Annotated in this window: 21 protein-coding genes; 12 read left to right on the top strand and 9 right to left on the bottom strand. The window is 71.6% G+C overall.

Annotation, left to right across the window (positions count from 1 at the left end):
* Positions 1-119 precede the first annotated feature (119 nt).
* On the bottom strand, positions 120-1556 hold the full coding sequence (locus tag ACFV57_RS41025; protein ID WP_385243868.1) for an endonuclease/exonuclease/phosphatase family protein: 1437 nt from the start codon (positions 1554-1556) through the stop codon (positions 120-122).
* A gap of 216 nt (positions 1557-1772) precedes the next feature.
* Here ACFV57_RS41025 and ACFV57_RS41020 point away from each other — a divergent pair, with 216 nt between their 5' ends.
* Together ACFV57_RS41020 and ACFV57_RS41015 are read left to right on the top strand one after the other, a co-directional pair.
* Positions 1773-1958, top strand: a complete 186-nt coding sequence (locus ACFV57_RS41020) for a YxD-tail cyclophane-containing RiPP peptide (RefSeq protein WP_385243865.1) — start codon at positions 1773-1775, stop codon at positions 1956-1958.
* Positions 1955-3145: an FxsB family cyclophane-forming radical SAM/SPASM peptide maturase gene (locus tag ACFV57_RS41015; RefSeq protein WP_385243862.1), complete on the top strand. Its 1191-nt coding sequence runs from the start codon at positions 1955-1957 to the stop codon at positions 3143-3145. The genes ACFV57_RS41020 and ACFV57_RS41015 overlap by 4 nt, the downstream gene beginning before the upstream one ends.
* 30 nt (positions 3146-3175) lie before the next feature.
* Here the strand turns inward: ACFV57_RS41015 and ACFV57_RS41010 are convergent, their stop codons facing one another.
* The 8 genes from ACFV57_RS41010 to ACFV57_RS40975 form a co-directional block, all read right to left on the bottom strand.
* Positions 3176-4558 (bottom strand): class I adenylate-forming enzyme family protein, encoded by a 1383-nt coding sequence (locus tag ACFV57_RS41010; protein WP_385243859.1) that lies wholly within the window; start codon positions 4556-4558, stop codon positions 3176-3178.
* Between the two features lie 14 nt (positions 4559-4572).
* Complete coding sequence (locus ACFV57_RS41005; protein WP_385243856.1) at positions 4573-6303, bottom strand: beta-ketoacyl-[acyl-carrier-protein] synthase family protein; 1731 nt, start codon at positions 6301-6303, stop codon at positions 4573-4575.
* On the bottom strand, positions 6297-6875 hold the full coding sequence (locus ACFV57_RS41000; RefSeq protein WP_385243853.1) for a 3-hydroxyacyl-ACP dehydratase FabZ family protein: 579 nt from the start codon (positions 6873-6875) through the stop codon (positions 6297-6299). The genes ACFV57_RS41005 and ACFV57_RS41000 overlap by 7 nt, the downstream gene beginning before the upstream one ends.
* A gap of 68 nt (positions 6876-6943) precedes the next feature.
* The gene (locus tag ACFV57_RS40995; protein ID WP_385243850.1) at positions 6944-7207 is read right to left on the bottom strand and encodes an acyl carrier protein; all 264 of its coding nucleotides are present in this window, start codon (positions 7205-7207) and stop codon (positions 6944-6946) included.
* Positions 7208-7317: 110 nt separating this feature from the next.
* Positions 7318-8181, bottom strand: coding sequence for an alpha/beta fold hydrolase (locus ACFV57_RS40990; protein WP_385243847.1), 864 nt, complete (start codon positions 8179-8181; stop codon positions 7318-7320).
* Positions 8182-8216: 35 nt separating this feature from the next.
* Complete coding sequence (locus ACFV57_RS40985; protein WP_385243845.1) at positions 8217-9026, bottom strand: cyclase family protein; 810 nt, start codon at positions 9024-9026, stop codon at positions 8217-8219.
* Positions 9027-9036: 10 nt separating this feature from the next.
* The gene (locus ACFV57_RS40980; protein ID WP_385243842.1) at positions 9037-9336 is read right to left on the bottom strand and encodes an antibiotic biosynthesis monooxygenase family protein; all 300 of its coding nucleotides are present in this window, start codon (positions 9334-9336) and stop codon (positions 9037-9039) included.
* Between the two features lie 47 nt (positions 9337-9383).
* Positions 9384-10094, bottom strand: a complete 711-nt coding sequence (locus tag ACFV57_RS40975; RefSeq protein ID WP_385243839.1) for a class I SAM-dependent methyltransferase — start codon at positions 10092-10094, stop codon at positions 9384-9386.
* Positions 10095-10239: 145 nt separating this feature from the next.
* Here ACFV57_RS40975 and ACFV57_RS40970 point away from each other — a divergent pair, with 145 nt between their 5' ends.
* The 10 genes from ACFV57_RS40970 to ACFV57_RS40925 all read left to right on the top strand — a co-directional run.
* A complete protein-coding gene (locus ACFV57_RS40970) occupies positions 10240-12663 on the top strand; it encodes a methyltransferase (RefSeq protein WP_385243836.1) in 2424 nt (807 codons plus the stop codon).
* Between the two features lie 13 nt (positions 12664-12676).
* The gene (locus tag ACFV57_RS40965; RefSeq protein ID WP_385243833.1) at positions 12677-13078 is read left to right on the top strand and encodes a cupin domain-containing protein; all 402 of its coding nucleotides are present in this window, start codon (positions 12677-12679) and stop codon (positions 13076-13078) included.
* Positions 13078-14343 (top strand): beta-ketoacyl-[acyl-carrier-protein] synthase family protein, encoded by a 1266-nt coding sequence (locus ACFV57_RS40960; protein WP_385243830.1) that lies wholly within the window; start codon positions 13078-13080, stop codon positions 14341-14343. Before ACFV57_RS40965 ends, ACFV57_RS40960 begins: the two co-directional genes overlap by 1 nt.
* Positions 14340-15554, top strand: coding sequence for a ketosynthase chain-length factor (locus ACFV57_RS40955; protein ID WP_385243827.1), 1215 nt, complete (start codon positions 14340-14342; stop codon positions 15552-15554). Before ACFV57_RS40960 ends, ACFV57_RS40955 begins: the two co-directional genes overlap by 4 nt.
* A gap of 27 nt (positions 15555-15581) precedes the next feature.
* Positions 15582-15854: an acyl carrier protein gene (locus ACFV57_RS40950; protein WP_385243824.1), complete on the top strand. Its 273-nt coding sequence runs from the start codon at positions 15582-15584 to the stop codon at positions 15852-15854.
* Between the two features lie 9 nt (positions 15855-15863).
* Entirely contained in the window at positions 15864-16316 is a 453-nt protein-coding gene (locus ACFV57_RS40945) for an SRPBCC family protein (protein ID WP_385243821.1), read from the top strand.
* 86 nt (positions 16317-16402) lie between these two features.
* Entirely contained in the window at positions 16403-18052 is a 1650-nt protein-coding gene (locus ACFV57_RS40940; RefSeq protein ID WP_385243818.1) for an acetyl-CoA carboxylase carboxyltransferase subunit alpha, read from the top strand.
* Positions 18045-18488, top strand: coding sequence for an acetyl-CoA carboxylase biotin carboxyl carrier protein (locus ACFV57_RS40935; protein WP_385243815.1), 444 nt, complete (start codon positions 18045-18047; stop codon positions 18486-18488). The genes ACFV57_RS40940 and ACFV57_RS40935 overlap by 8 nt, the downstream gene beginning before the upstream one ends.
* A complete protein-coding gene (locus tag ACFV57_RS40930; protein WP_385243813.1) occupies positions 18485-19837 on the top strand; it encodes an acetyl/propionyl/methylcrotonyl-CoA carboxylase subunit alpha in 1353 nt (450 codons plus the stop codon). The genes ACFV57_RS40935 and ACFV57_RS40930 overlap by 4 nt, the downstream gene beginning before the upstream one ends.
* Positions 19838-20559: 722 nt before the next feature.
* The coding region (locus ACFV57_RS40925) for an RNA polymerase sigma factor (protein WP_385243810.1) at positions 20560-21209 on the top strand (650 nt) is incomplete at its 3' end.

Below are 21209 nucleotides of genomic sequence, written 5' to 3'. Positions count from 1 at the left end.
AAGTAGCGGCTGTTTGGGCTGTTTTGTTTTTTTTTGTCGGCGCACGTCTGTTTCGTGGGGGGGGGGGGGGCGGGGCAGCCCCCCCCCCACCACACCGCCGTACAGCCGTCGGGCTGCCGTCAGACTCCCGGCAGGGAGACGGTTCCATAAAGCGTGTGATGGTCGGAGGGTTCGGCCCGCGGGGAAAGGGAACAGGCCGTGAAGGGCGCGTTCTTCGGGGCGAAGATGTAGTCGATCTTCATGTCGCGTATGGTCGCCCGGCCGTCGCGCGGCGCGCCGGAATCTCCGAGCTGCGCGCACTCCCGGTATTTCGCGTACACGGGCTCCAGCACGTCCCGGGATTCCCCCTTGGCGGCGTCCGGCGGGACCACGTTGAAGTCCCCGCCGAAGACGGCGCGGTATCCGGGCTGCTCTACGGTCCGCAGCAGTTCGGCGGCCTGGGCGCGACGGTAGCTTCCGTCCGCGTCGTCGTACGCGGGTCCGCCCGCGCTGAAGTGCGTGGTGCACAGCAGCAGCGCCCGGCTCGGGAGCGCGGCGCACAGGGCGGTGCGCTGCTCCGTCCTGTCCCCCCGCAAGTTGGTGTCCGGGGAGGTCAGGTCGTATCGCCGGAACCAGGAGCTCTCGTCCGGCACGGCAAGCCCGATGCCGTATGCCCCGCGGTCCACGTCGCCCGCCGTGTCGCACTGCTTCTGGGCCTTGAGCGGGCCCGCGTTGTAGTGGATGGGGGCGAAGAACACGTTCCAGCCGCGGCCGGTCGCCTGCTCAAGTTTCTGTTCCACCGGCTTGGTGTGCTTTTCGCAGAATTCCTGGAGGAACACCGCGTCCGGCAGTGGCCCGTCCGCGGTGGGCCGCAGCCGGGAAACCAGCTCGGCCGTCAGTTTGTCGGCACCCGTGTGCGCGTTTGCGCACTGCGTATTGTTGTTGCCGCAGACATTCCACGTCATGACGTGGAACTGCTCCGCGCGAGGAGCCGCGGGGGCCGGAAGCACGCTTGCGCTGTCCACCCGCTCGAAAGCGAAACGCTCCCACGCGCCGACACGGTCGGAGCGGGCCCGCAGCAGGCCCTGGTCGGCGCCGGTGCCGTTGATCTCCGCGCTGACGTATGTGTCGTTCGCCCCGGATTTCAGAGCGAACGTTCCGTCAGCCTGCGGCACCAGCTGGAACTTCTCCCACGTACCGATCCTGGTACCGCGGGTGCGCAGCATTCCGCTGTGGCTCCCCGCGTCCTTGATCTCGGCGCTGACGAACAGTCCGGTCGCATCGGACCGCAGGCTCACCGTGCCGCCCTTGTCGCCGGTGTGCAGCGTGAACTGCTGCAGGGGCCCGGCGGTGTCGCCATGGGCCCGCAGCTTGCCCTGCTGGTTGCCGCTGCCGTTGGCCTCGACGGTGACGTACGCGCCGTTGGCCTGGGACTTCAGGGCCCACCGCTGCCCCGCCGACCTCGCGGTGTCCGCGGTGTCGGCGGTGTCGGCGGCCCGCGCCTGTGTCACGGGCAGGGCCGCGGCGCAGGTGAGCAGCCCGCACAGCGCGGCGAACGACACTATGAGCCGTCGCACGCGACCTCCTCCTCTTCCTGGTTCGGTCCGTGCCTCATGGGGATACGGACACAGATTTCCGAATTCTATGTACAGGGCACCGGAAGTCGTTCATGCGCCGGGACGGGGCCCGGCGTCCGCCTCGCCCGCCCGCGGGTGTTGGCCGGAACGACGCGATGGCTTCGCCGCCGACTCGTGCAAGTCTGAGAAGGACCGACGAGTGAGGGAGGCGTTGGCATGACCCAGACGAATCTGCCCGCTGAGACCGGTGCTGCGCGGCTTCCCGACTTCACCGCCCTGCCGCTCGGCGAACTGGCGGCTCACACGGAACACCCGGTGCTGAGCACGCTGCTGCCCGGCGTACGCGAACGCCTGGACGACCCGGACACCGTCGCCTTCTACGACGACGCGCCTCCTGCATGAGTGAGGCGGTCCGCCCCGTCCCCTTCCGGCAGTTCGTGCTCAAGGTGCACAGCAGATGCAACCTCGCGTGCACCTACTGCTACGTCTACGAAGGCCCCGACCAGAGCTGGCACCACCGTCCGGTCCGGGTCTCCCGGGACACCATGCGCCGCACAGCGGGACGGATCGCCGAGCACGTCACCGCACACGGAATGCGCTCGATACGCGTCGATCTGCACGGCGGGGAGCCCCTCCTGTCCGGCCCCGCCCTGCCGATCGACTACGCGCAGACCGTACGGGACGCCCTGCCCGGGGACTGCGCGGCGGCCGTCTCCGTCCAGACCAACGGCACGCTGCTCACCCCGGGCACCCTGAAGCGGCTCGGCGCGGCCGGCATCACCGTCGGGCTGAGCCTCGACGGCGGCAGCGCGCGGCTCAACCACCGGCGCGTCGACCACGCCGGCCGGTCCTCCTGGCCCGCGGTACGGCGTGCGGCCGGCCTGCTGGCCGGCGCCCCGGACTCCTACGGGGGCATCCTGTGCACCATCGACGTGCACACCGACCCCGCGGAGCTCTACCGCTCACTGCTCGCGCTGCGCCCGACCACCCTCGACTTCCTGCTCCCCTACGGGAATTGGAGCGATCCGCCGCCAGGACTCGGCCCGTTCGCCACTCCCACGGGCCGGGCAGCGCGTGCCGTCCCCTACGGGGAGTGGCTGACCCGCGTCTTCGACCTGTGGTGGGACACGCCCCCGGGCCGCCCGCCCGTACCCGTACGCCTGTTCCAGGAGATCGTGGCGCTGCTGCTGGGGGCGGCGAGCAGGACCGAGACGGTGGGGCTGTCTCCGCTGGCCGTGGTGGTGGTCGACACCGACGGTTCCATCCAGCGCCTCGATTCCCTCAAGACCGCCTACGCGGGCGCGCCGGACCTGGGAATGAACGTCTTCCAGCACGACTTCGAGGCGGCCCTGAACCACCCGCACACCGTGGCCGCCCAGACGCGGGCACGGGACACGCTCTGCGACAGCTGCCGGCACTGCCCCGTCGTCGCCGTCTGCGGCGGCGGCAGATACACCGACCGCTACCTGGACGGCTCGGGCTTCGGCCATCCGTCGGTCTACTGCGCGGACCTGGAACACCTGATCCGCCACATCGGGGACCGGCTCCGGCGGACCGTACGTGCCCAACTCCCCGGCGCGGCGGTCTGAAGCCTGGTCGGAGCCGCCGTGCCCGCCTCCTCACTTGCGGAAGTCCTCGGGGACGGTGGCGGTGATCCGTACAGAGCGGGGGCGTTCGGCGGGGAGGAGGAGGGAGTCGAGTTCGCCGCGGATTCTCGCTTCGGTGGCCGGGCCGGGGTCGGTGACCGCGATCTCCAGGTCGAGGGCGCTCTCGCCGTCCGCGTGCCGGTTCAGCCGGGGTACGCAGCGGATGACCCCGTCGATGGTGTGCACGGTCCGGCGCAGGCCGCTGAGCGAGACCTTCTCGCCGCGGATGACGGTGAAGTCGGATAGCCGGCCGCGGAAGTAGTGGTAGCCGTCGCCGTCGAGGGTGAAGACGTCGCCGGTGGCGATGCGGCCGGGGGCGATCAGGGTGCGTTCGGCCGGTGCGCCGCCGATCTTCCGTTCCAGGACGGTGTCGGATGCCACGAGGAGTTCGCCGGTGTCCTCGCGCAGGGACGTCCGCATTCCCGGGAGGGGCAGTCCGGCGGAGGCGTGCCGGTGGGGCGGTTCGGCGTGGGCCGCGAGGGTCAGGACGCGGGGGCCCGCCTCGGTGAGGCCGTAGGTCAGGTACAGCTCGCCGTGCGGCCTGGCCGCGAGCAGCCGTGCGACCTGCGCCGGGTGCAGGTGGTCGCCGCCGATGGTGAGGGTGTGCGGCCCTGCCGCCGACGCGGGGTCCAACGCCAGGAGTCTGCGGGCGAGTTCCGGGGTGATCGAGGAGTGCGTGACGCCGTGGGCGGTGACGGCCGACGCGTATCCGGCCGGGGTGAAGGGCGGGCCGGTGACGACGATCCGGGCGCCCGAGACGCAGGCGGCCAGCACCTGGGCGACCATCGCGTAGGAGTAGTACAGCGGCAGGTTGACCAGCACGGTGTCGTCGGCCGTCAGGCCGACCGCGGCGGCGTGGCGGCGGGCGTTGCGCAGGAGTGCGCCGACGCGGTGCAGGCAGGCGCTGAACGCCCCCGACGTGCCGGATGTCGACATCAGGACCCGCCCCGGACGGTACGGCGGCGGGCCGTCGTCGCCGAGCAGCACCGCCTCCGCGCCGCCGACGGTCCGGGTGCCGGCCGCGCCGTACCGCTCGGGGGCCACCCTGGCGGCCAGCAGGGCCCGCACCCCCAGCGTCGCCGCGAGCCGCCGTATCCGGACGGGCGGGGTTCTGGGGGCGATGGCCAGCGGGACGAGGCCGAGCAGGAGAGCGGCGAGGTACAGGCGGACGGTGCGGGTGGAGTTGGAGAGGGCGATGATGACGGCGTTGCCCGGTGCCAGGCCGAGCCCTGCGAGGTCCTTGAGCGTGTCGTCGAGCGTGTCCCGGCAGGGCCGGGTGTCCGCGTCGGCCGCCCGGCCCAGGAAATCGGCGACCAGCTTCGCGTCGAGCGACGGCTCGCGGTCTGTGGCGGGCATTCGCAGTGGTCCTCTCATGCCGGCGTGGTGACGGACGTGCCCGGGGCGGTCAGGAAGGCGCGGGGGTCGGCGCCCGGCTCCGCGGAGGCGCCCAGTACGGCGCAGGCGGCGGTGTGGCGGCCGTCGGCGCGTACCTGGTGCCGTACGCCGATCACGTAGCGGGTGTGACCGGAGCGCAGCCACGCGTCCGCGACGGTCAGCGCGGCGTCGACGGCGCTGTCCTCGGCGGCGGCGAGGACCAGCGACGGTCCGCGCAGTCCCCATCGGATGCAGGTGAGTCCCGCGAGGATGCCCGGGTTGGCGCCGGCGAAGCGCAGGGGCGAGGTCCGGCCGTCGGCCGCCTGTGCCGCGAGAAGCCTGGACGTCGGCAGGGGCCGGGTGCCGGTGAGCACGACGACTCCCACGGCGTTCCGGGCCGCGAGCACTTCCTCGCGGCGTCCGCTCTCGTCGAGGGCGGCTTCGACGGCGGCGGTGACCAGCCAGGCCACGGGATCGGCGTAGAAGGAGGGGCGGTTGGCGGAGCAGGTGGCGGGGTCGTCGACGGTGACCGCGCCGTGGCCGATGGAGGTCGTACGGCCGGGTCCGGGTCCGTCGGGTCCTTCCCCTGCGGCCTCCTCCCCTGCGTCCCCCACTTCCCCGTACGAGAACCGCAGGCACGTGTTGAAGCCGCCGAATCCCAGAGTCAGGCTGAGGCCCGCCCTGCCGGACACGTCCGGCGCCGTGCCGTCGGACAGCCGCAGCGGGAAGCCGGGCATCGGCGTTTCGAGCCCCGCGACGGGCGGCGTCGCGCGGTGGCGCAGCGCCTGCACGGTGGCGATCGCCTCGATCGCTCCGGTGGCGCCGAGGCTGTGTCCCAGGGCGCCCTTCGTGCCGAAGACGACCGGGGATCGCCGGGCGTCGGCGAACAGCCGGCGCAGGGTGGCCGACTCGACCTCGTCGTTGACGGGTGTGCCGGTGCCGTGGGCGCACACCACGCCGATGTCCTCGATGCCGCCCGCGCACCGGCGTACCGCGGCGACGACGCTGTCCCCCGTGGGGTCCGGGACGGTCAGGCCGGCGGCGTCGTTGGCGGAGCCGGCGCCGTCCAGGCGGGCGTGGACGCGCGCGCCGCGGGCACGCGCCGTCTCCCGCGCCTCCAGGACCAGGAACCCGGCGCCCTCACCGAGCACCAGTCCGTCGTGGGCCGCGTCGAAGGCGCGCAGGCCGGTGGGGCTCATCGTGCCGAGCGCCGTATGCCCGAGCCGTTTGGCCTCGCTCAGTACGTCCGCGCCGCCCGCCACGCAGATCCGGGCGTGGCCGCCGCGGATCAGCGCTTCGGCGACCAGCAGGCTGTCCGCTCCGGCCGAGCACGCGGTCGTGACGCACAGCGGGGCGCCGGGGTGCCCGAGCCGGTCCGCGACCTCGCGGGTCCAGTGCCGTTCCGGTTCCTGTTCCGCGTCGAGCTGCCCGCCGAAGCTGGTGCCGAGTACGAGGGTGACGCGAGGGTCGTCGGCCGCCAGTCCGGCGTCGGAGAAGGCCGCGGTCAGCGTCCGGGTGGCCAGCGCGATCTGCCGCTCTTCGGGAGTGGCCGACCCGTACGGCGCAGACGGCACCGGCGCGGCCAGCGGGGTGCGCACCCGGTGCGGCGAGTCGACCGGAACGACGCCGGTGGCGCCCGCGCACAGCAGGCGCCACACGTCGTCGAGCCCATCACCGAGCGGGGTGGTCCACGCCATGCCGGTGACGACCACGGGCACGTTCACCACAACTGCCGCCCCATCTCGGCGACCTTGGTCCGCACAAGGCTGCCTTTGAAGGTGGCGACCCGGGCGCCGTCGACGGTCGCGTGGCACGAGAAGAAGCAGACGTTGCCGCGCAGGCCGTCGACGCGGACGTCGAAGACGACCTGGTCGCCGGGGACGACCGGTTTGGTGAAGCGCGAGGTGACGGAGCCGATCAGGGTCAGCTCGTCCTCGGCGAGCGGGCTGGTGCTCAGCTGGTAGAGGATGATGCCGGTCTGCGCGAACGCCTGCATGAGGTGGCTGCCGGGGAAGACGGCGCGCTCGGGGAAGTGCCCCGCGATCGCTTCGAGGTTGCCGGAGACGGACAGCAGGCTCTTGATGAACACGCCGGGTTCGTGGTCGACGATCCGGTCGATGTAGATCATCGGGTGCCGGTGGCGCAGCCACTTCTTGATCTCGGTGAAGCCGAGCGTACGGTCGGCGGAGGGCGGGCGTGCGGCGGAGGGCGTGCGCTCGGCGGAGGGCGGGCGCTCGGCCACCGCGCCCGCCGCGTCCTGCTCCGATTCCGCCTGCGGTGACTCCGTCTGAAGGTGCATCTGTGGCGTTCCCTTGCGGTAGAGGTCGGATGCCGGGCGGCGCGTACGGGTGCGCCGCGGGCGGCGCGTCAGCCCACGGTCTCCTTGTCCTTCAGCAGCCGCTCCACCAGCTCCTGGACCCCGCCGAGCGTGGAGAAGTGCTCGGGCGAGAAGTGGTCGTCGTCGACGGTGATGCCGAAGACCTGCTCGCAGCGGACGCGCAGTTCGCTGTAGCCGAGCGAGTCGAGGCCGTAGACGTCGCGCAGGCTGTCGTCGAGTCGCATCCGGTCCGGGGGCACGTCGACGAGGAGGTCGGTGCCGAGGATTCCCTTGATCATCTGTAGTACGTTCACGTGGCCTCTCTCCGGAAGGTGGGGCGGGGCATGAGGAGGGTGGGCGGCGCTCCGCGGGGCGGGGCGGGGCCCACGCCCGGCAGAGGTCTTTGCACCCCTTTGTGCCGTTCTCACTCCGTCGGACGCGGCTGCCGGCCCCCCTGATACACCCGGCAGTGGCCCGGCTTCGGGTCCGTCAGGAACGCGTCGATCGCGCTGGCCACCGCGGGCGCGTCCTCCACGTACATGAAGTGCGCGGTGTCGGAGATCACGGCCAGTTCCGCGTCCTGGTGGTTCTCGTGAATCCACACCGCCTGCTCCGGCGGCGTACAGCGGTCGTGCTCGCCCGCGACGACGAGGGTGGGAACGGTCAGCCGCCGGACGAGGTCGCGCAGGTCGGGATGGACCAGCGTCATCAGCTGCCGGTGGGTCTCGAACGGTACGGTCGACCAGGCGGCGCAGACCCGCCGCGCGGTGTCCGGGTGCCGTTCGTGGAAGAACACCGGACGGGCCCGTGCGTTGGCCTCGCGCACGAAGTCGGGGAACGTCTCACGCGTGACCGGGGTCTCGGGCCGGCGGAACGGGAGCCGGAAGGTCGCCGCCGTACCCATGAGGACCAGCGCGGCGACCCGCTCGGGCCAGCGGTCGGCGAACGTCATGGCGGTGGCCGAACCGAGGGAGTGGCCGACGAGGACGACCCGTTCCCACCCGTAGTGCTCGGTGATCTCCCGTACGTCCTCGGCCAGCAGCTCGGGGCTCGGCGTGCGGTCGAGGGGGGACGACAGCCCGTGTCCCCGGAAGTCCACCGCGGCGGTGTGCCAGCGGTCCTGGAGCAGTTCCTGCACTTCGGCGTAGTGGGTGTGGTTGTCCCGGTTGCCGTGCAGGAGCAGCACCGGCGGCCCGGCGGTCGGGTCGCCGGCGTGCCGGCAGAACAGGAACGTGGTGTCCGCGACCTCGACGTAGTCGGTGCGGAGGGTGGCGATGGTGGCGGTCACGGCGTCTCCTGACGAACGCTGATGCGGTGCGCCGGTCATGCTTCGACCAGGGCGAAGGGGCGGGCCCAGCCCGCTCCCGCGCCGGCGACCCGGACGGGTGCGCAGAAGACGGTGAATCCGGTGGGGCCCGGCAGCCCGTCCAGTCCGGCCATCCGCTCGATCTGCAGGTATTCACGTTCGCGGCCGAACATGTGGCAGGGCCACAGGTGCTTCGTGTCCCCCGTCGTGACGAACCGCTCGACCATCGTGCGGGTGGGCAGGTCGAAGCCGCTGGTGTCGATGCCGATGAGCTTGACGCCGTGGTCGACGATCAGCTCGATGGCCTCGGGGGTCAGCGCCGGGTGTTCGGTGAAGTAGGCGGTGTCCGGCCAGCGTTCGCTCCAGCCGGTCTCGACGAGGACCACGTCCCCCGGCCGCAGCCGGTGGCCGACGCGGTCGAGTTCGCGCTCCACGTCGTCCCGGGTGATGACCTCCAGCGCCCCCTTGTCGCGGAACGACAGGCGGACGCCCGGTCCGCAGCACCAGGCGAGCGGGACTTCCTCGATCGTCTTCGCGGGCCGGCCCTCCGAGGTGGGGCCGTAGTGGAACGGCGCGTCCAGGTGCGTGCCCCCGTGCACGGTCAGGGTGACGACCTCGTTGCTCATGAACACGCCGTCCGGAAAGGCGTGCTGATCGAGGACGGGCACCGGCGATATTCCCTGTTTCTCGGCGACGGTCCCGATGAATTCGGCCATCACCTTCCCGATACGGCCCGGTCCGCTCTCGTGCGTCCAGCGTTCGATGCCGCGGACATTCGGGTCGTTCGGGTCCTGCGTTATCATCATGCTCAGGTCGACCAGGCGCATGGGGACCGCCTCACTGCTGGGGTACGCGAAGGGTGTAGAACCGCATCTCGCTGGGCCGGGTGAAGTACGGCCGCATGTCCGCCGTCATGGTTTCGTGGGTGGCGGACCGAAGCCAGGTGGTGAACTTCTCGCGGTCTTCCCAGTCGCTGACCAGGACGTAGGAGCCGGGCGAGTCGTCAAGGCGCAGGAGTTCGTCCCTGATATGCCCCGGTACGGTCGCGACGTGTTCGCGTACCTTGCCGAAGGCCTTTTCGAACTCCTCCTCCCGCTCCGTGTCGACGGTCGAGAACAGCATCATGCGAACAGCCATCTTCCGTCTCTTTCCTGAGGTGGGTGGAGCGGCGATCGGGCGCCGTCTCACACCGTGATCGAGAACAGTGCGACATTGCCGCGGGTGTGGAGCTCGTAACGGTCGAACCGCTCTTTCAGCGCGTTGTCGAGATCCCCCAGGGAGTCCTGCTCGTTGGCGAAGACGCCCAGCTGGTTCATATAGCCGAGTTGGGACCGTGACAGTTTGGTCTGCGGCACTCCCCGGCTCAGGATGGTCGAGCCGAACAGCTTGCCGCCCGGCCGGAGCAGGGGCGCCAGATGGTCGAGGACCTGCGCCTTCTCGGGTATGTCCCCCGGCAGGCAGTGCAGGACGTGGACCAGGGCTACCGAGTCGAACCGCTCCTTGTCCAGCGGGAGGGGTTTGAGCAGATCGGCCTGGACGCACCGTGGTTCGTGCCGGGCGATCCGCTCGGCCGCCCGGCTGAGGACGTCGGAGTTGACATCCAGCAGGTGAATTCCCGGACGCGTGCCGGGGAATCGGCATTTGCGGAGGTACCAGCCGGTGCCGGGGCCGGCATCGAGGTGGTTCTCGGAGACGTTCCGGCGGTAGAGGTCGAGGATGTTCTTGCTGGGGCACCGCCAGGTGAATCGATTCTGGATTCGAATGACGAGCGGGTCGTAGATGTACCGCAGGAAGAACGGTGTGTAGGCGGCCTGGCCCGCGTACGCGGGATCGTCGGGGTCCAGGCGCTGCCCGGCTGTGTGCGCGTTGTTCCGGGAGCTCGGCGTGGCGGACATGCACTGCAGACGGCGCGGCGGCACCGGAGATACCTGATCCGCCGGAAAAACATTCGCGGGGCGCTCATGTATCACGCGGCGGCGGCACTCGTCTGAAGGACATCCACGTTCTTCGCCCACGAAGTCATCCGTCCCAGGGAGAGCCATGCCTTCTGCCGAGTCGACTCTCGACGAGCGTGTACAAGGGAGCGTTGTCAGGCCCGGTGACCAGCACTACGACGAGTACCGGCGGGTATTCAACGGAATGATCGACCGCCGGCCGCGCCTTATCCTGCGCTGTGCCGCGCCGTCCGACGTGACCGTGGGAATCGCCTACGCCAGGGAACAGAACCTGCCGCTGTCCGTACGGGCCGGTGGCCACGGCGTGACCGGCGACGCCGTCCTCGACGACGCGGTGTGCCTGGACCTGCGGCCGATGAACGCGATCACGGTCGACCCCGAGCGCCGGCGGGCGTTCGTGCAGGCCGGGGCGAACTGGGGCGAGTTCGACGCCGCCGCCCAGAAGTTCGGCCTGGCCGTGACGGGAGGAAGGATCCGCGGCACCGGGGTGGCCGGGCTGACCCTCGGCAGCGGGAGCGGCTGGCTGGAACGCAAGGCCGGTCTGACCTGCGACTCGCTGCTGTCCGTCGAGATCGTCACGGCGGACGGCGAGCTGCGTACGGCGTCGCAGGAGGAGAACCCGGAGCTGTTCTGGGGTGTGCGCGGCGGGGGCGGGAACTTCGGCGTGGTCACCAGGTTCGAGTTCCAGCTGCATCCCGTGGGGCCGCAGGTGCTCGGCGGTCTCGTGATGTACCCGCCGTTCCGGGTCAACGAACTCGTCCAGCACTTCCGCGACTTCATGGCGACGGCACCCGACGAGGTCGGGGCGGGGCTCGCCTTCATCTCGGCGCCGGACGAGCCGTTCGTGCCCGAGTTCGCGCGGGGCAAGCCCGTGGTGGGCGCGGTCCTGGCGTACTTCGGCCCCGTCGAGGAGGGCGAGGAGGTGCTCCGGCCGATGCGCGAGTTCGGGCCGCCGGTGAACGACATGGTGGCGCCCATCGCGTACACCGATCTCCAGGGACTGCTGGAGCCGGGCAACCGTGAGGGCCTGCAGAACTACTGGAAGGCGGAGTTCCTCGCCGAGCTGCCGGACGAGGCGATCGACCAGATCGTGCGCTTCACCCAGAGCGTGCCCTCGCGGTTCACGCAGACGATCCTCATGCCGCTGGGCGGCGCGCTGTCCCGCGTCGACAACGACGCGATGGCGTTCGGGCAGCGCGAGGCGCCGTTCAACCTGCACGTCCTGTCCATGTGGGAGGACCCCGCCGACAGCGACCGGCAGATCTCCTGGACCCGTGAGTTCCACCGGGCGATCGAGCCGTACAGCACCGGCGGCGCCTACCTCAACTTCATCGGCAAGGAGGGCGGCAACCGCATCAGGTCCGCCTTCGGTCCGGAGAAGTACGAGCGGCTGGTCGCGCTGAAGCGGCGCTACGACCCGGAGAACATCTTCGCCGGGAACCAGAACATACCGCCGCACGGCGAGGACGCCGTGGCGCAGGAGCCCGAACGGCCCGACGCCGAGGGCCATTTCGCTCCGCTGGCCGTACTCGAAATGCTGAACGGGATGTGGGTCGCGCGCGCCTTGCAGGTCGCGGCGCAGCTGGGGATCGCCGACCTGCTGGGCGACGAGCCGCGTACGCTCGCCGAGCTCGCCGAGCGCTCCGGCTGCCACCCGGGGGCGCTGGGCCGGCTGCTGTCGGCGCTCAGCACGGTGGGGGTCTTCGCCCGGGTCGGCGCGGACACGTTCCAGCAGACGCCGATGTCGGCCGCGCTGGCCGCGGACCATCCGCGGTCCGTGGGGGCGGTCGCCCGGCTGTTCGGTTCGGACTGGCAGTGGCGGGTGTGGTCGGACCTGGAGTACTCGATCCGGCAGGGCGAACCGGCGCTCGAACACGCGCTGGGGACGGATCTCCTGGAGTTCCTGGACACCTCGTCGCCGGAGTCGGGACGCCTCTTCGACGAGGCCATGACGGGCCTGTCGCGGCTGCTGAACCGTACGATCCTGAACGCCTACGACTTCTCCGGCGCCGGACGGATCGCCGACGTCAGCGGCGGGCACAGCACGCTGCTGCTCGACATCCTCGCCGCTCACCCGGAGCCGACCGGGGTGCTGTTCGACCGGCCCGCGGTCGCCGGGAAGTACCGGGACGCCCTGCGGGAGGCCGGCCTGAGCGGCCGTCTGGACGTGGTCGAGTGCGACTACCGCGCGTCCTTGCCGGAGCAGGTCGACACCGCCGTACTGAACCGGGTGCTGCACGACTGGGACGACGCGTCGGCCTCCTCGATCCTCCAGGCCTGCCGGCGCGCGCTGCGTCCCGGCGGCCGGATCGTCGTGGTCGAGCAGCTCATGACGGGCGACAAGCGCGCGGCCTTCCTGGACCTCCAGATGATGGTCCTCCGCGGCGGCCGGGAGCGCTCGCCGGAGGAGCTGGAGGACCTGTTCAAGCGGTCCGGTTTCCGGCTCACGGAGACGATCGCCACCTCCTCCCCCATGCGCCTTCTCATCGGCCATCCCCTCGACGACTGAACGGGCCTCAGCCATGGCAGACACCTCGAAAGTCATCAACAGTTCCGACATCGCGCCCAACCGCAACCGCGGCGGCGAGATCCGGGTGACCCTCAGCCAGCGGACCGTCGGCGCCACGTCGGGGTTCGGCGGCTCGCTGCGGCTGGAGCCCGGCGACTACGTGAGCGAGCACTACCACCCGTACTCGGAGGAGTTCGTCCACGTCATCCAGGGCGACCTGGAGCTGCGGGTGGAAGGCGAACCGTTCCCTCTCGGGCCCGACGACTCGTTCCTGGTACCCATCGGGCAGCGCCACCGGCTCGCCAACGTGGGGGACTCGACGGCACACGTCATCTTCCACCTGTCGCCGCTGGCGCCGCGCCCCGACCTCGGACACGTCGACACCGAACCGCTGCCCTCCGCCGGAGACCGCTGATGAGGCGTGCCGTCATCACCGGCGTGGGGGTGCTCGCCCCCGGCGGCGTCGGGCGGGACGCGTTCTGGAAGCTGCTGGCCGGCGGCCAGAGCGCCACCCGCACCCTGTCCCTGTTCGACCCGGCGCCCTTCCGGTCGCGGCTCGCCGCGGAGGTCGACTTCGACCCGTACGCGGCGGGTCTGACCGAACGCGAGGTGCGCCGCATGGACCGGGCCGCCCAGTTCGCCGTCGCGTGCACCCGGGAGGCGGTCGCCGACAGCGGACTGGACCTCTCCGGCACCGACCCGGCGCGCGTCGGCGTCAGCCTCGGCAGCGCGGTCGGCTGCACCATGGCCTTGGAGGAGGAGTACCGGGTCCTGTCCGACGAGGGCCGGAGCTGGCTCGTCGACCACACCTACGGCGTCCCGCACCTGTACGGGTTCATGGTGCCCAGCACCCTGGCCGTCGAGGTGGCGTGGCAGGTCCACGCGGAGGGCCCGGTCCACCTGGTGTCCACCGGCTGCACCTCGGGGCTGGACTCCGTCGGCACGGCCGCCCGGCTGATCGAGGAGGACTCGGCCGACGTGGTCGTGGCCGGCGCGACCGACGCGCCCCTGTCCCCCATCACGTACGCGTGCTTCGACGCGATCAAGGCGACCTCGCAGCGCAACGACGACCCCGAGCACGCCTCGCGCCCTTTCGACGCCAGGCGGGACGGCATCGTCCTCGCGGAGGGCGCCGCCGTCCTGGTGCTGGAGGAGGAGAGCAGGGCGCGCGCCAGGGGCGCCCGGATCTATGCGGACCTGGTGGGGTACGGGCAGCGCAACAACGCCTTCCACATGACGGGCCTGCGCCCCGACGGGCGGGAGATGGCGGAGGCGATCCGCGCCGCCCTGCGCGAGGCCCGGCTCGACCCCACGGCCGTGGACTACGTCAACGCGCACGGCTCGGGCACCCGGCAGAACGACCGGCACGAGACCGCGGCCTTCAAGGACAGCCTCGGCGAGCACGCCCGCCGGGTGCCGGTCAGCTCGATCAAATCGATGATCGGCCACTCCCTGGGGGCGATCGGCTCGATCGAGCTGGCCGCCTGTGTCCTCGCGCTGGAGCACCAGGTGGTGCCGCCGACGGCCAACCTGGAGGTGGCCGACCCGGAATGCGATCTGGACTACGTCCCGCTGGTCGCCCGTGAGCACCGCATGAACGTGATCCTCAGCGTCGGCAGCGGCTTCGGCGGGTTCCAGACGGCCACCGTGCTCGCCGCTCCCGGAACGGTGCGCCCATGAGTGTTCTCGCGATCACCGGCATGGCCGTCGTGGCGCCGACCGGCCTGAGCCCGGAGCAGCACTGGGCGTCGGTCGTCGCCGGGCGCAGCGGCATCCGTCCCGTCAGCCGCTTCGACGCGGCGTCCTACCCGGTCCGGATCGCCGGTCAGGTGACCGACTACGTGGCGCGGGGCACCATGCCCGCCCGCTTCGTCCGGGAGACCGACCGCGGTACCCAGATGGGCCTGAGCGCGGCGGCGGACGCGCTCGTGGACGCGGCTATAGAGCCCGCCGAACTCCCCGAATACGCGGTGGCCGTGGTCACGGCGAGTTCGTCCGGCGGTACGGAGTTCGGCCAGAAGGAGATGGAACGGCTCTACCGCAACGGCCCCTCGTGGGTCAGCCCGTACCAGTCCATCGCCTGGTTCTACGCGGCGACGTCCGGCCAGGTCTCGATCCGCCACGGCACGAAGGGCCCGTCCGGGGTGCTGTGTGCCGAGCAGGCGGGCGGCCTGGACGCCATCGGCCACGCACGGCGCCTGGTCGACGACGAGGTGCGGGCCGCCGTCGTCGGCGGCAGCGACGCGTCCCTGTGCCCGTACGGACTGGCGGCGCAGCTCACCACGGGCCGGCTGACGACCGCGGACGACCCGGAGCGCGCCTACCGCCCGTTCGACGCCGCCGCCGACGGCTACGTGGCGGGTGAGGGCGGCGCCATGCTGATCGTGGAGTCCGTCGCCACGGCGAAGGAGCGGGGGGCGCGTGTCCACGGCACCGTGCTGGGGTACGCCGCGGGCTTCGACCCGGCGCCGTGGACCGGCCGGCCGTCGGCGCTCCGGCGGACCGTGGAACGGGCGCTGGACGACGCCGGAATCGGGCCGCGGGACGTGGACGTCGTCCTCGCCGACGGCAAGGCCGTGCCCGCCGACGACGCCGACGAGGCCAGGGCCATCCGCGAGGTGTTCGGGGACGGCGGCGTCGCGGTGACCGTGCCGAAGGCGCTGACCGGCCGGCTCTACGCGGGAGGCGGCGGGCTCGACGTGGTCACGGCGCTGCTCGCCCTGCGGGACGGCTGCGTGCCGCACACCGCGGGGACCACCGCCGTCGCGCCCTCCTACGGCCTCGACCTGGTACTCGGCCGACCGCGGCGGTGCGCGCTCCGGCACGCGCTGGTGCTGGCCCGCGGGCACGGCGGCTTCGTCTCCGCGCTCGTGCTCGGCCGTACCCCGTAACCATCCACCGATGAGGAGAACGACACCATGGCAGAGCCCGCCGTCACGGCCGCCTTCACCCTTGAGGACCTGCGTGCGCTGCTGCGCGTGGACGACGCCGACGAACTGACCGAGACCCGTGCGGACGAGGAGTTCGGCGACCTCGGCTACGACTCGCTCGCCAGGTTCGAGATGGTCTCCCAGCTGGTGCGCCGGTACGACATCGAGATCTCGGACGAGACGATGGAGCACCTGCGCACGCCCCGGCAGGCCGTCGACCACATCAACGCCCTCCTGCTCGACTCCCGGAAAGCACAGTGAGGTTCGCAGATGTCGGCACACACCGATAACGCCATCACCATCGCCGCGCCGATGGAGCTCGTATGGGACATGACCAACGACATCGCGTCGTGGCCCCGGCTGTTCAGCGAGTACAGCGCCGCGGAAGTCCTGCGCCGGGACGGGAACACCGTACGGTTCCGGCTCTCCCTGCACCCCGACCCGCAGGGCGTCGTCTGGAGCTGGGTGTCGGACCGCACGGCCGACCCGGACAGCCGGACCGTGCGCTCGCACCGGGTCGAGCTGGGCCCGTTCAAGTACATGTCGCTGTTCTGGGAGTACGTCCGGGCGGACGGGGGCGTACGGCTGCGCTGGGTCCAGGACTTCGAGATGAAGCCGGGGGCGCCGCTCGACGACGCGGGCATGAGCGACCGCATCAACACCAACAGCGCCACCCAGCTGAAACTGATCAAGGACGCCATCGAGGCGGCGGCGCGGGGCTGACCGCGCCCAGGGGCCTCGCGCGGGGGCGGTCACCACGCACCGCCCCCTATCCCACCGGCTTTGACCGACCATCAAGGAGTCCTTCGATGACGGCTACCGCCGCGCCCGCCGCGCACGGTGACTGGGAGCGGTGCGGGAACTGCGCCGCACTCGTCTACCGGCCGCGGCTGCTGCGTTCGCGCCGCGTCTGCCCCGAGTGCGGGCACCACCAACGGCTCACCGCCGCGCAACGGCTCGCCACCTTCGTCGACCCCGACTCGTTCACCTGCGCGCCACAGGTACGCGGCGGCGACCCGCTCGCCTTCGAGGACGCGCGCCCCTACCCCGAGCGGCTGGCCGAGGCACGCGGCCGTACCGGACTCCAGGACGCCGTCCTGTACGGCCGCGCCACCGTCGGCGGCCGGCCCGTCGTGGCGGCGGCGATGGACTTCGCCTTCCTGGGAGGCAGCATGGGCTCGGCCGTCGGCGAGGCGGTCACCCGTGCCTGCGAGCTGGCTCTGCGCGAGCGGGTCCCGCTGATCCTGGCCGTCGCCTCCGGCGGGGCGCGGATGCAGGAGGGCGCGGTGTCGCTCATGCAGATGGCCAAGACCGCCCAGGCCATGCGCGCGCTGCGGGACGCCGGGGTGCTCAGCGTCTGTGTGCTGACCGATCCGACCTTCGGCGGGGTGACCGCCTCCTTCGCGACCCTGGGCGATGTGCTGCTGGCCGAACGCGGCGCGCTCATCGGCTTCGCGGGCCCGCGGGTGATCGCCGCCGCCACGCGGGAAGAGCTGCCGCCGGGCTTCCAGACGGCCGAGTACCTCAAGAGCCGCGGTCTGCTCGACCGGGTGGAGACCAGGGATTCCCTGCGCCCGCTGCTCGTCAGGCTCCTGGCCGTCACCTCGCCCGGGCGGGCCCGCGCGGGCGAGTGCGGGGCGGCGGACGAACCCGCACGGCCGCTGACGCCGTACGAGACACTGCGCCTGGCCCGTGACCCGCGCCGCCCCACCACGCTGGACCACATCTGGCGGATGTGCACGGACTTCGTCGAGCTGCACGGCGACCGGCTGGAGGGCGACGATCCGGCGATCGTCGGCGGACCCGCGCTCCTCGACGGCCGTCCGGTGATGGTCATCGGCCATCAAAAAGGCCACGACACCGGGGAGCTGATCGCCAGGAACTTCGGGCTGGCCCACCCCGAGGGCTACCGCAAGGCGCTGCGGCTGATGCGGCTGGCCGACCGGCTCGGGCTGCCGGTGGTCACGCTCGTGGACACCCAGGGGGCGGCCCCCGGCGTCCGCGCCGAGGACCGCGGGCAGTCCTGGGCGATCGCCGAGTGCCTGGCCGGCATGTCGCGGCTGTCCGTACCGGTGGTCTCCGTCGTGATCGGCGAGGGCGGCAGCGGGGGCGCCCTCGCGCTGGCGGTGGCCAACCACGTACTGATGCTCCGGCACGCGGTCTACTCGGTGATCAGCCCGGAGAGCTGCTCCACCATCTTGTACGGCGACCCGTCCCACGGCCCGCGCATGGCCGAGGCCCTGCGGATCACCGCGCCGGAGCTGCTGCGCCTCGGCATCGTCGACGCCGTCGTGCCCGAGCCGCCCGGCGGCGCCCAGGCGGCGCCCGCGGCCGCGGCGGAGCACCTGAAGACAGCCGTCCGGCAGGCGCTTCGCGAACTGGCCGGGCTGAGCGGGGACGAGCTGCGCAAGCACCGCTACGAACGGTTCCGTGCGCTGGGGATGATCACTGATGACTGAGCACACCGACGACCGGCACGCCGCGATGCGCCTGCTGCGCGAAGAGGCCGGCAACATCGTCAAGACCGTGCCGGGACCGCTGGCCAGCCTCTCGCTGCGGGCGGGCGAATGCGCGCTGGACATCTCCTGGGCCCCCGGAACGGCGCGGGACGCCCCGCCGCCGGTGGCGGAGGAGGCGGGCGATCCGGGGCTGCACGCGGTCACGGCCCCGCTGGTGGGCACCTTCTACGTGGCGCCGGAGCCGGGAGCCGCGCCGTTCGTCCAGGTCGGGGAGCGGGTGCGGGCGGGGCAGACCGTCGGCATCGTCGAGGCGATGAAGCTGATGAACCCGGTCGGCAGCGAGCTGGCGGGCGAGGTGGTCGAGGTCGTCGTGGCCGACGCCGAGTCCGTGGAGTACGGCCAGACGCTGGTGCGGATCAGGGCGGAGGAGCCGTGAGCTTCGGCAAGGTGCTGATCGCCAACCGCGGTGAGATCGCCCTGCGTATCGCGCGGACCTGCCGGGAGCTGGGGATCGCGACGGTCGCGGTGTACTCGACCGCCGACCGTGACGCGCGCTTCGTGGCCCAGGCGGACGAGGCGGTGCACATCGGGCCCGCACCGGCCAGGCGCAGCTATCTCTACCCTCCGGCGATCATCGAGGCCGCGCTGCGTACCGGCGCCGACGCCGTCCACCCGGGGTACGGATTCCTCTCGGAGGACGCGGACTTCGCGCGGATCTGTGTGGACCACGGGCTGGTCTTCATCGGGCCACGGCCGGAGGTGATGGAGTGCGTGGGCGACAAGGCGCGGGTGCGCGCCCTGCTCGCCGCGGCCGGGCTGCCCGTGCTGGCGGGCAGCGACGGCCCGGTCACGGACCCGTCCGACGCCGAGGAGGTGGCCGAGCGGATCGGCTACCCGGTCATCGTCAAGGCCGCGGCCGGCGGGGGCGGGCGTGGCATCGAGTCGGCGCGCGACCGCGGTGAACTGCGCGAGGTGTTCCGGCGTACCACCGCCTTCGCCCGCCAGGTCTTCGGCAACGGCGAGGTGTATCTGGAACGCCTGGTCCCCGAGCCGCGCCACGTGGAGGTCCAGCTCCTGGCCGACGCCCACGGCACGGTGCTGCACCTGGGCGAACGCGACTGCTCGCTCCAGCGCCGCAACCAGAAGCTGGTGGAGGAGGCGCCCTCGCCGCTGCTGTCCGAAGAGGTGCGCCGGCGGCTCGGCGCGTACGCCGTGGCCGGGGCCCGGCACGTCGGCTACACCGGGGCGGGGACCATGGAGTTCCTCCTCCACCCCGGGGGCGACGTCACCTTCATGGAGATCAACGCCCGTATCCAGGTGGAACATCCGGTCACGGAGCTGCTGACCGGTGTCGACCTGGTGCGCGAGCAGATCCGCGTCGCCGCCGGCGAACCGCTGGGGATCACCCAGGACCGGATCACGCCGACCGGCGCCGCCATCGAGTGCCGGGTCAACGCCGAGGACCCCGCGGCCGGCTTCCGCCCCACCCCCGGCCGGCTGACCGCCTACTGTCCGCCGGGAGGTCCCGGGGTGCGGGTCGACTCGGGGTTCGGCCAGGGCGACGTGATTCCGCCGGACTACGACTCGCTCCTGGCCAAGGTGATCGTGTGGGCGCCGACCCGCGAGCAGGCCATCGCGCGCGCCGACCGGGCGCTGGCGGAATTCGTCGTCGAGGGGCCCGGGGTGGCCACGACGATCCCGTTGCTGCGGCGGCTGCTGGCACAACCGGATTTCGTACGGGCCCGCCACTCCACCGGATTTGTCGAGGCCGTGATGGCCCGCTGACCGATGTGCGCGCGGGAACGGAAACCGACCCGTCGGCTGACGCCGCGATTCCGTTCCGTACCGCTCCGCGCCGGGGGTGCGGGTGTACCGCGGACGATTCTTCGGCATCGCCCGCGGGCCGGTGCGCGCCGTCACCCGGAACAGGGTCCCCGGCGAGCCGGATTCGTCCAGTCGATTTCCGGCCCGGACCGGCCTGTCCTGCTGTCGAACCGCCCTTCCGGCGCGGCGGGATTTTGCCGGCAGCGGGACGTTTCCCGCACGCACCGAACCGGCCGGGCCGAAGGCGCCACAGCACTGTCAGTGGCCACGGAAACTACACAGGGAACACCGGATTTCCCAGAAAAATATGGGCACTTCATGCAACGATCCGACCTGATCGACGCGTGTGAAGAGGTTGAAGGTGAAGGGGGAGCGAAGGGCGACGGGCAGTGTCTGCCGATGTCGCGGAAACGGGGGGAACACGATGAGGCGTTGCCGGGTCACTGTGCGCATGCGGCACTCGGCCGTAAACGGCGCGCACGGTTCCGATCCGGCGTACCGGTAATCCGCCCAGGCACATCGAAGCCGCCGCAGGCCCTGGCCACGCCGGGCCTGTGATCAGGCATGGCGCGGCGCCGGGACACCACGACGAGAGGAGGGCGGACTCGGCATCCATACGGCGGTGGGGATATCGGAAGAATCCGTACAGGCGTCACCGTGCGACGGGGGAAAGGAAAGTAGCGGTGGTCGAAGGTGTCACTTCCGGAACGTACAGCGATATTTCCCAGGGGGATGCGGCCGGACGCACGGGCGCGGGCGCCGGCCCACCGGGGAAAGCCGCCCAGTTGGCAGAATTGGTCGAGGCCGCCCGCCGTGGCCGGCAATACGGATGGGACGGACTGGTCGACCGGTTCGCGCCACTGATCCGGTCGATCGCGCTCCGTTACGGCCTGAAAGGGCAGGACGCCGACGACATCCACCAGACGGTATGGCTCCGCCTGCTGGAGAAAATACATGACCTCCGTGAGCCGAACGCACTGCCCGGCTGGATATCCACCACCTCCAGAAACGAGTGCGTCAACGCCATTCGCGCGTCGGTCAAGGTGGTCTGTATCGAGGACTGGAACACCATTCACCCGGCGCGGCTGCAGCTGATGTTCGACTGGGACGAGGAACTCGCCCAGCGGGAGCGGCGGCACGCCCTGTTCGAGGCCTTCTCCGAACTGTCGGACATTCACCGGCGGCTGCTGACCCTGCTGATCCAGGACCCGCCGCTCCCCTACTCGGAGATCAGCGAGATTCTGTGCATACCCGTGGGCAGCATCGGCCCGACCCGGGCCCGCGCCCTCAACCGGCTGCGGGGTTCCCGGTCGCTGGTCGCCCTGGGCGCCGC

Source organism: Streptomyces sp. NPDC059788 (genome assembly GCF_042732265.1).
Classification (GTDB): Bacteria; Actinomycetota; Actinomycetes; order Streptomycetales; family Streptomycetaceae; genus Streptomyces.
Note: the sequence above shows the minus strand (reverse complement) of the source record. Positions and strands in the feature narration are given on the sequence as shown.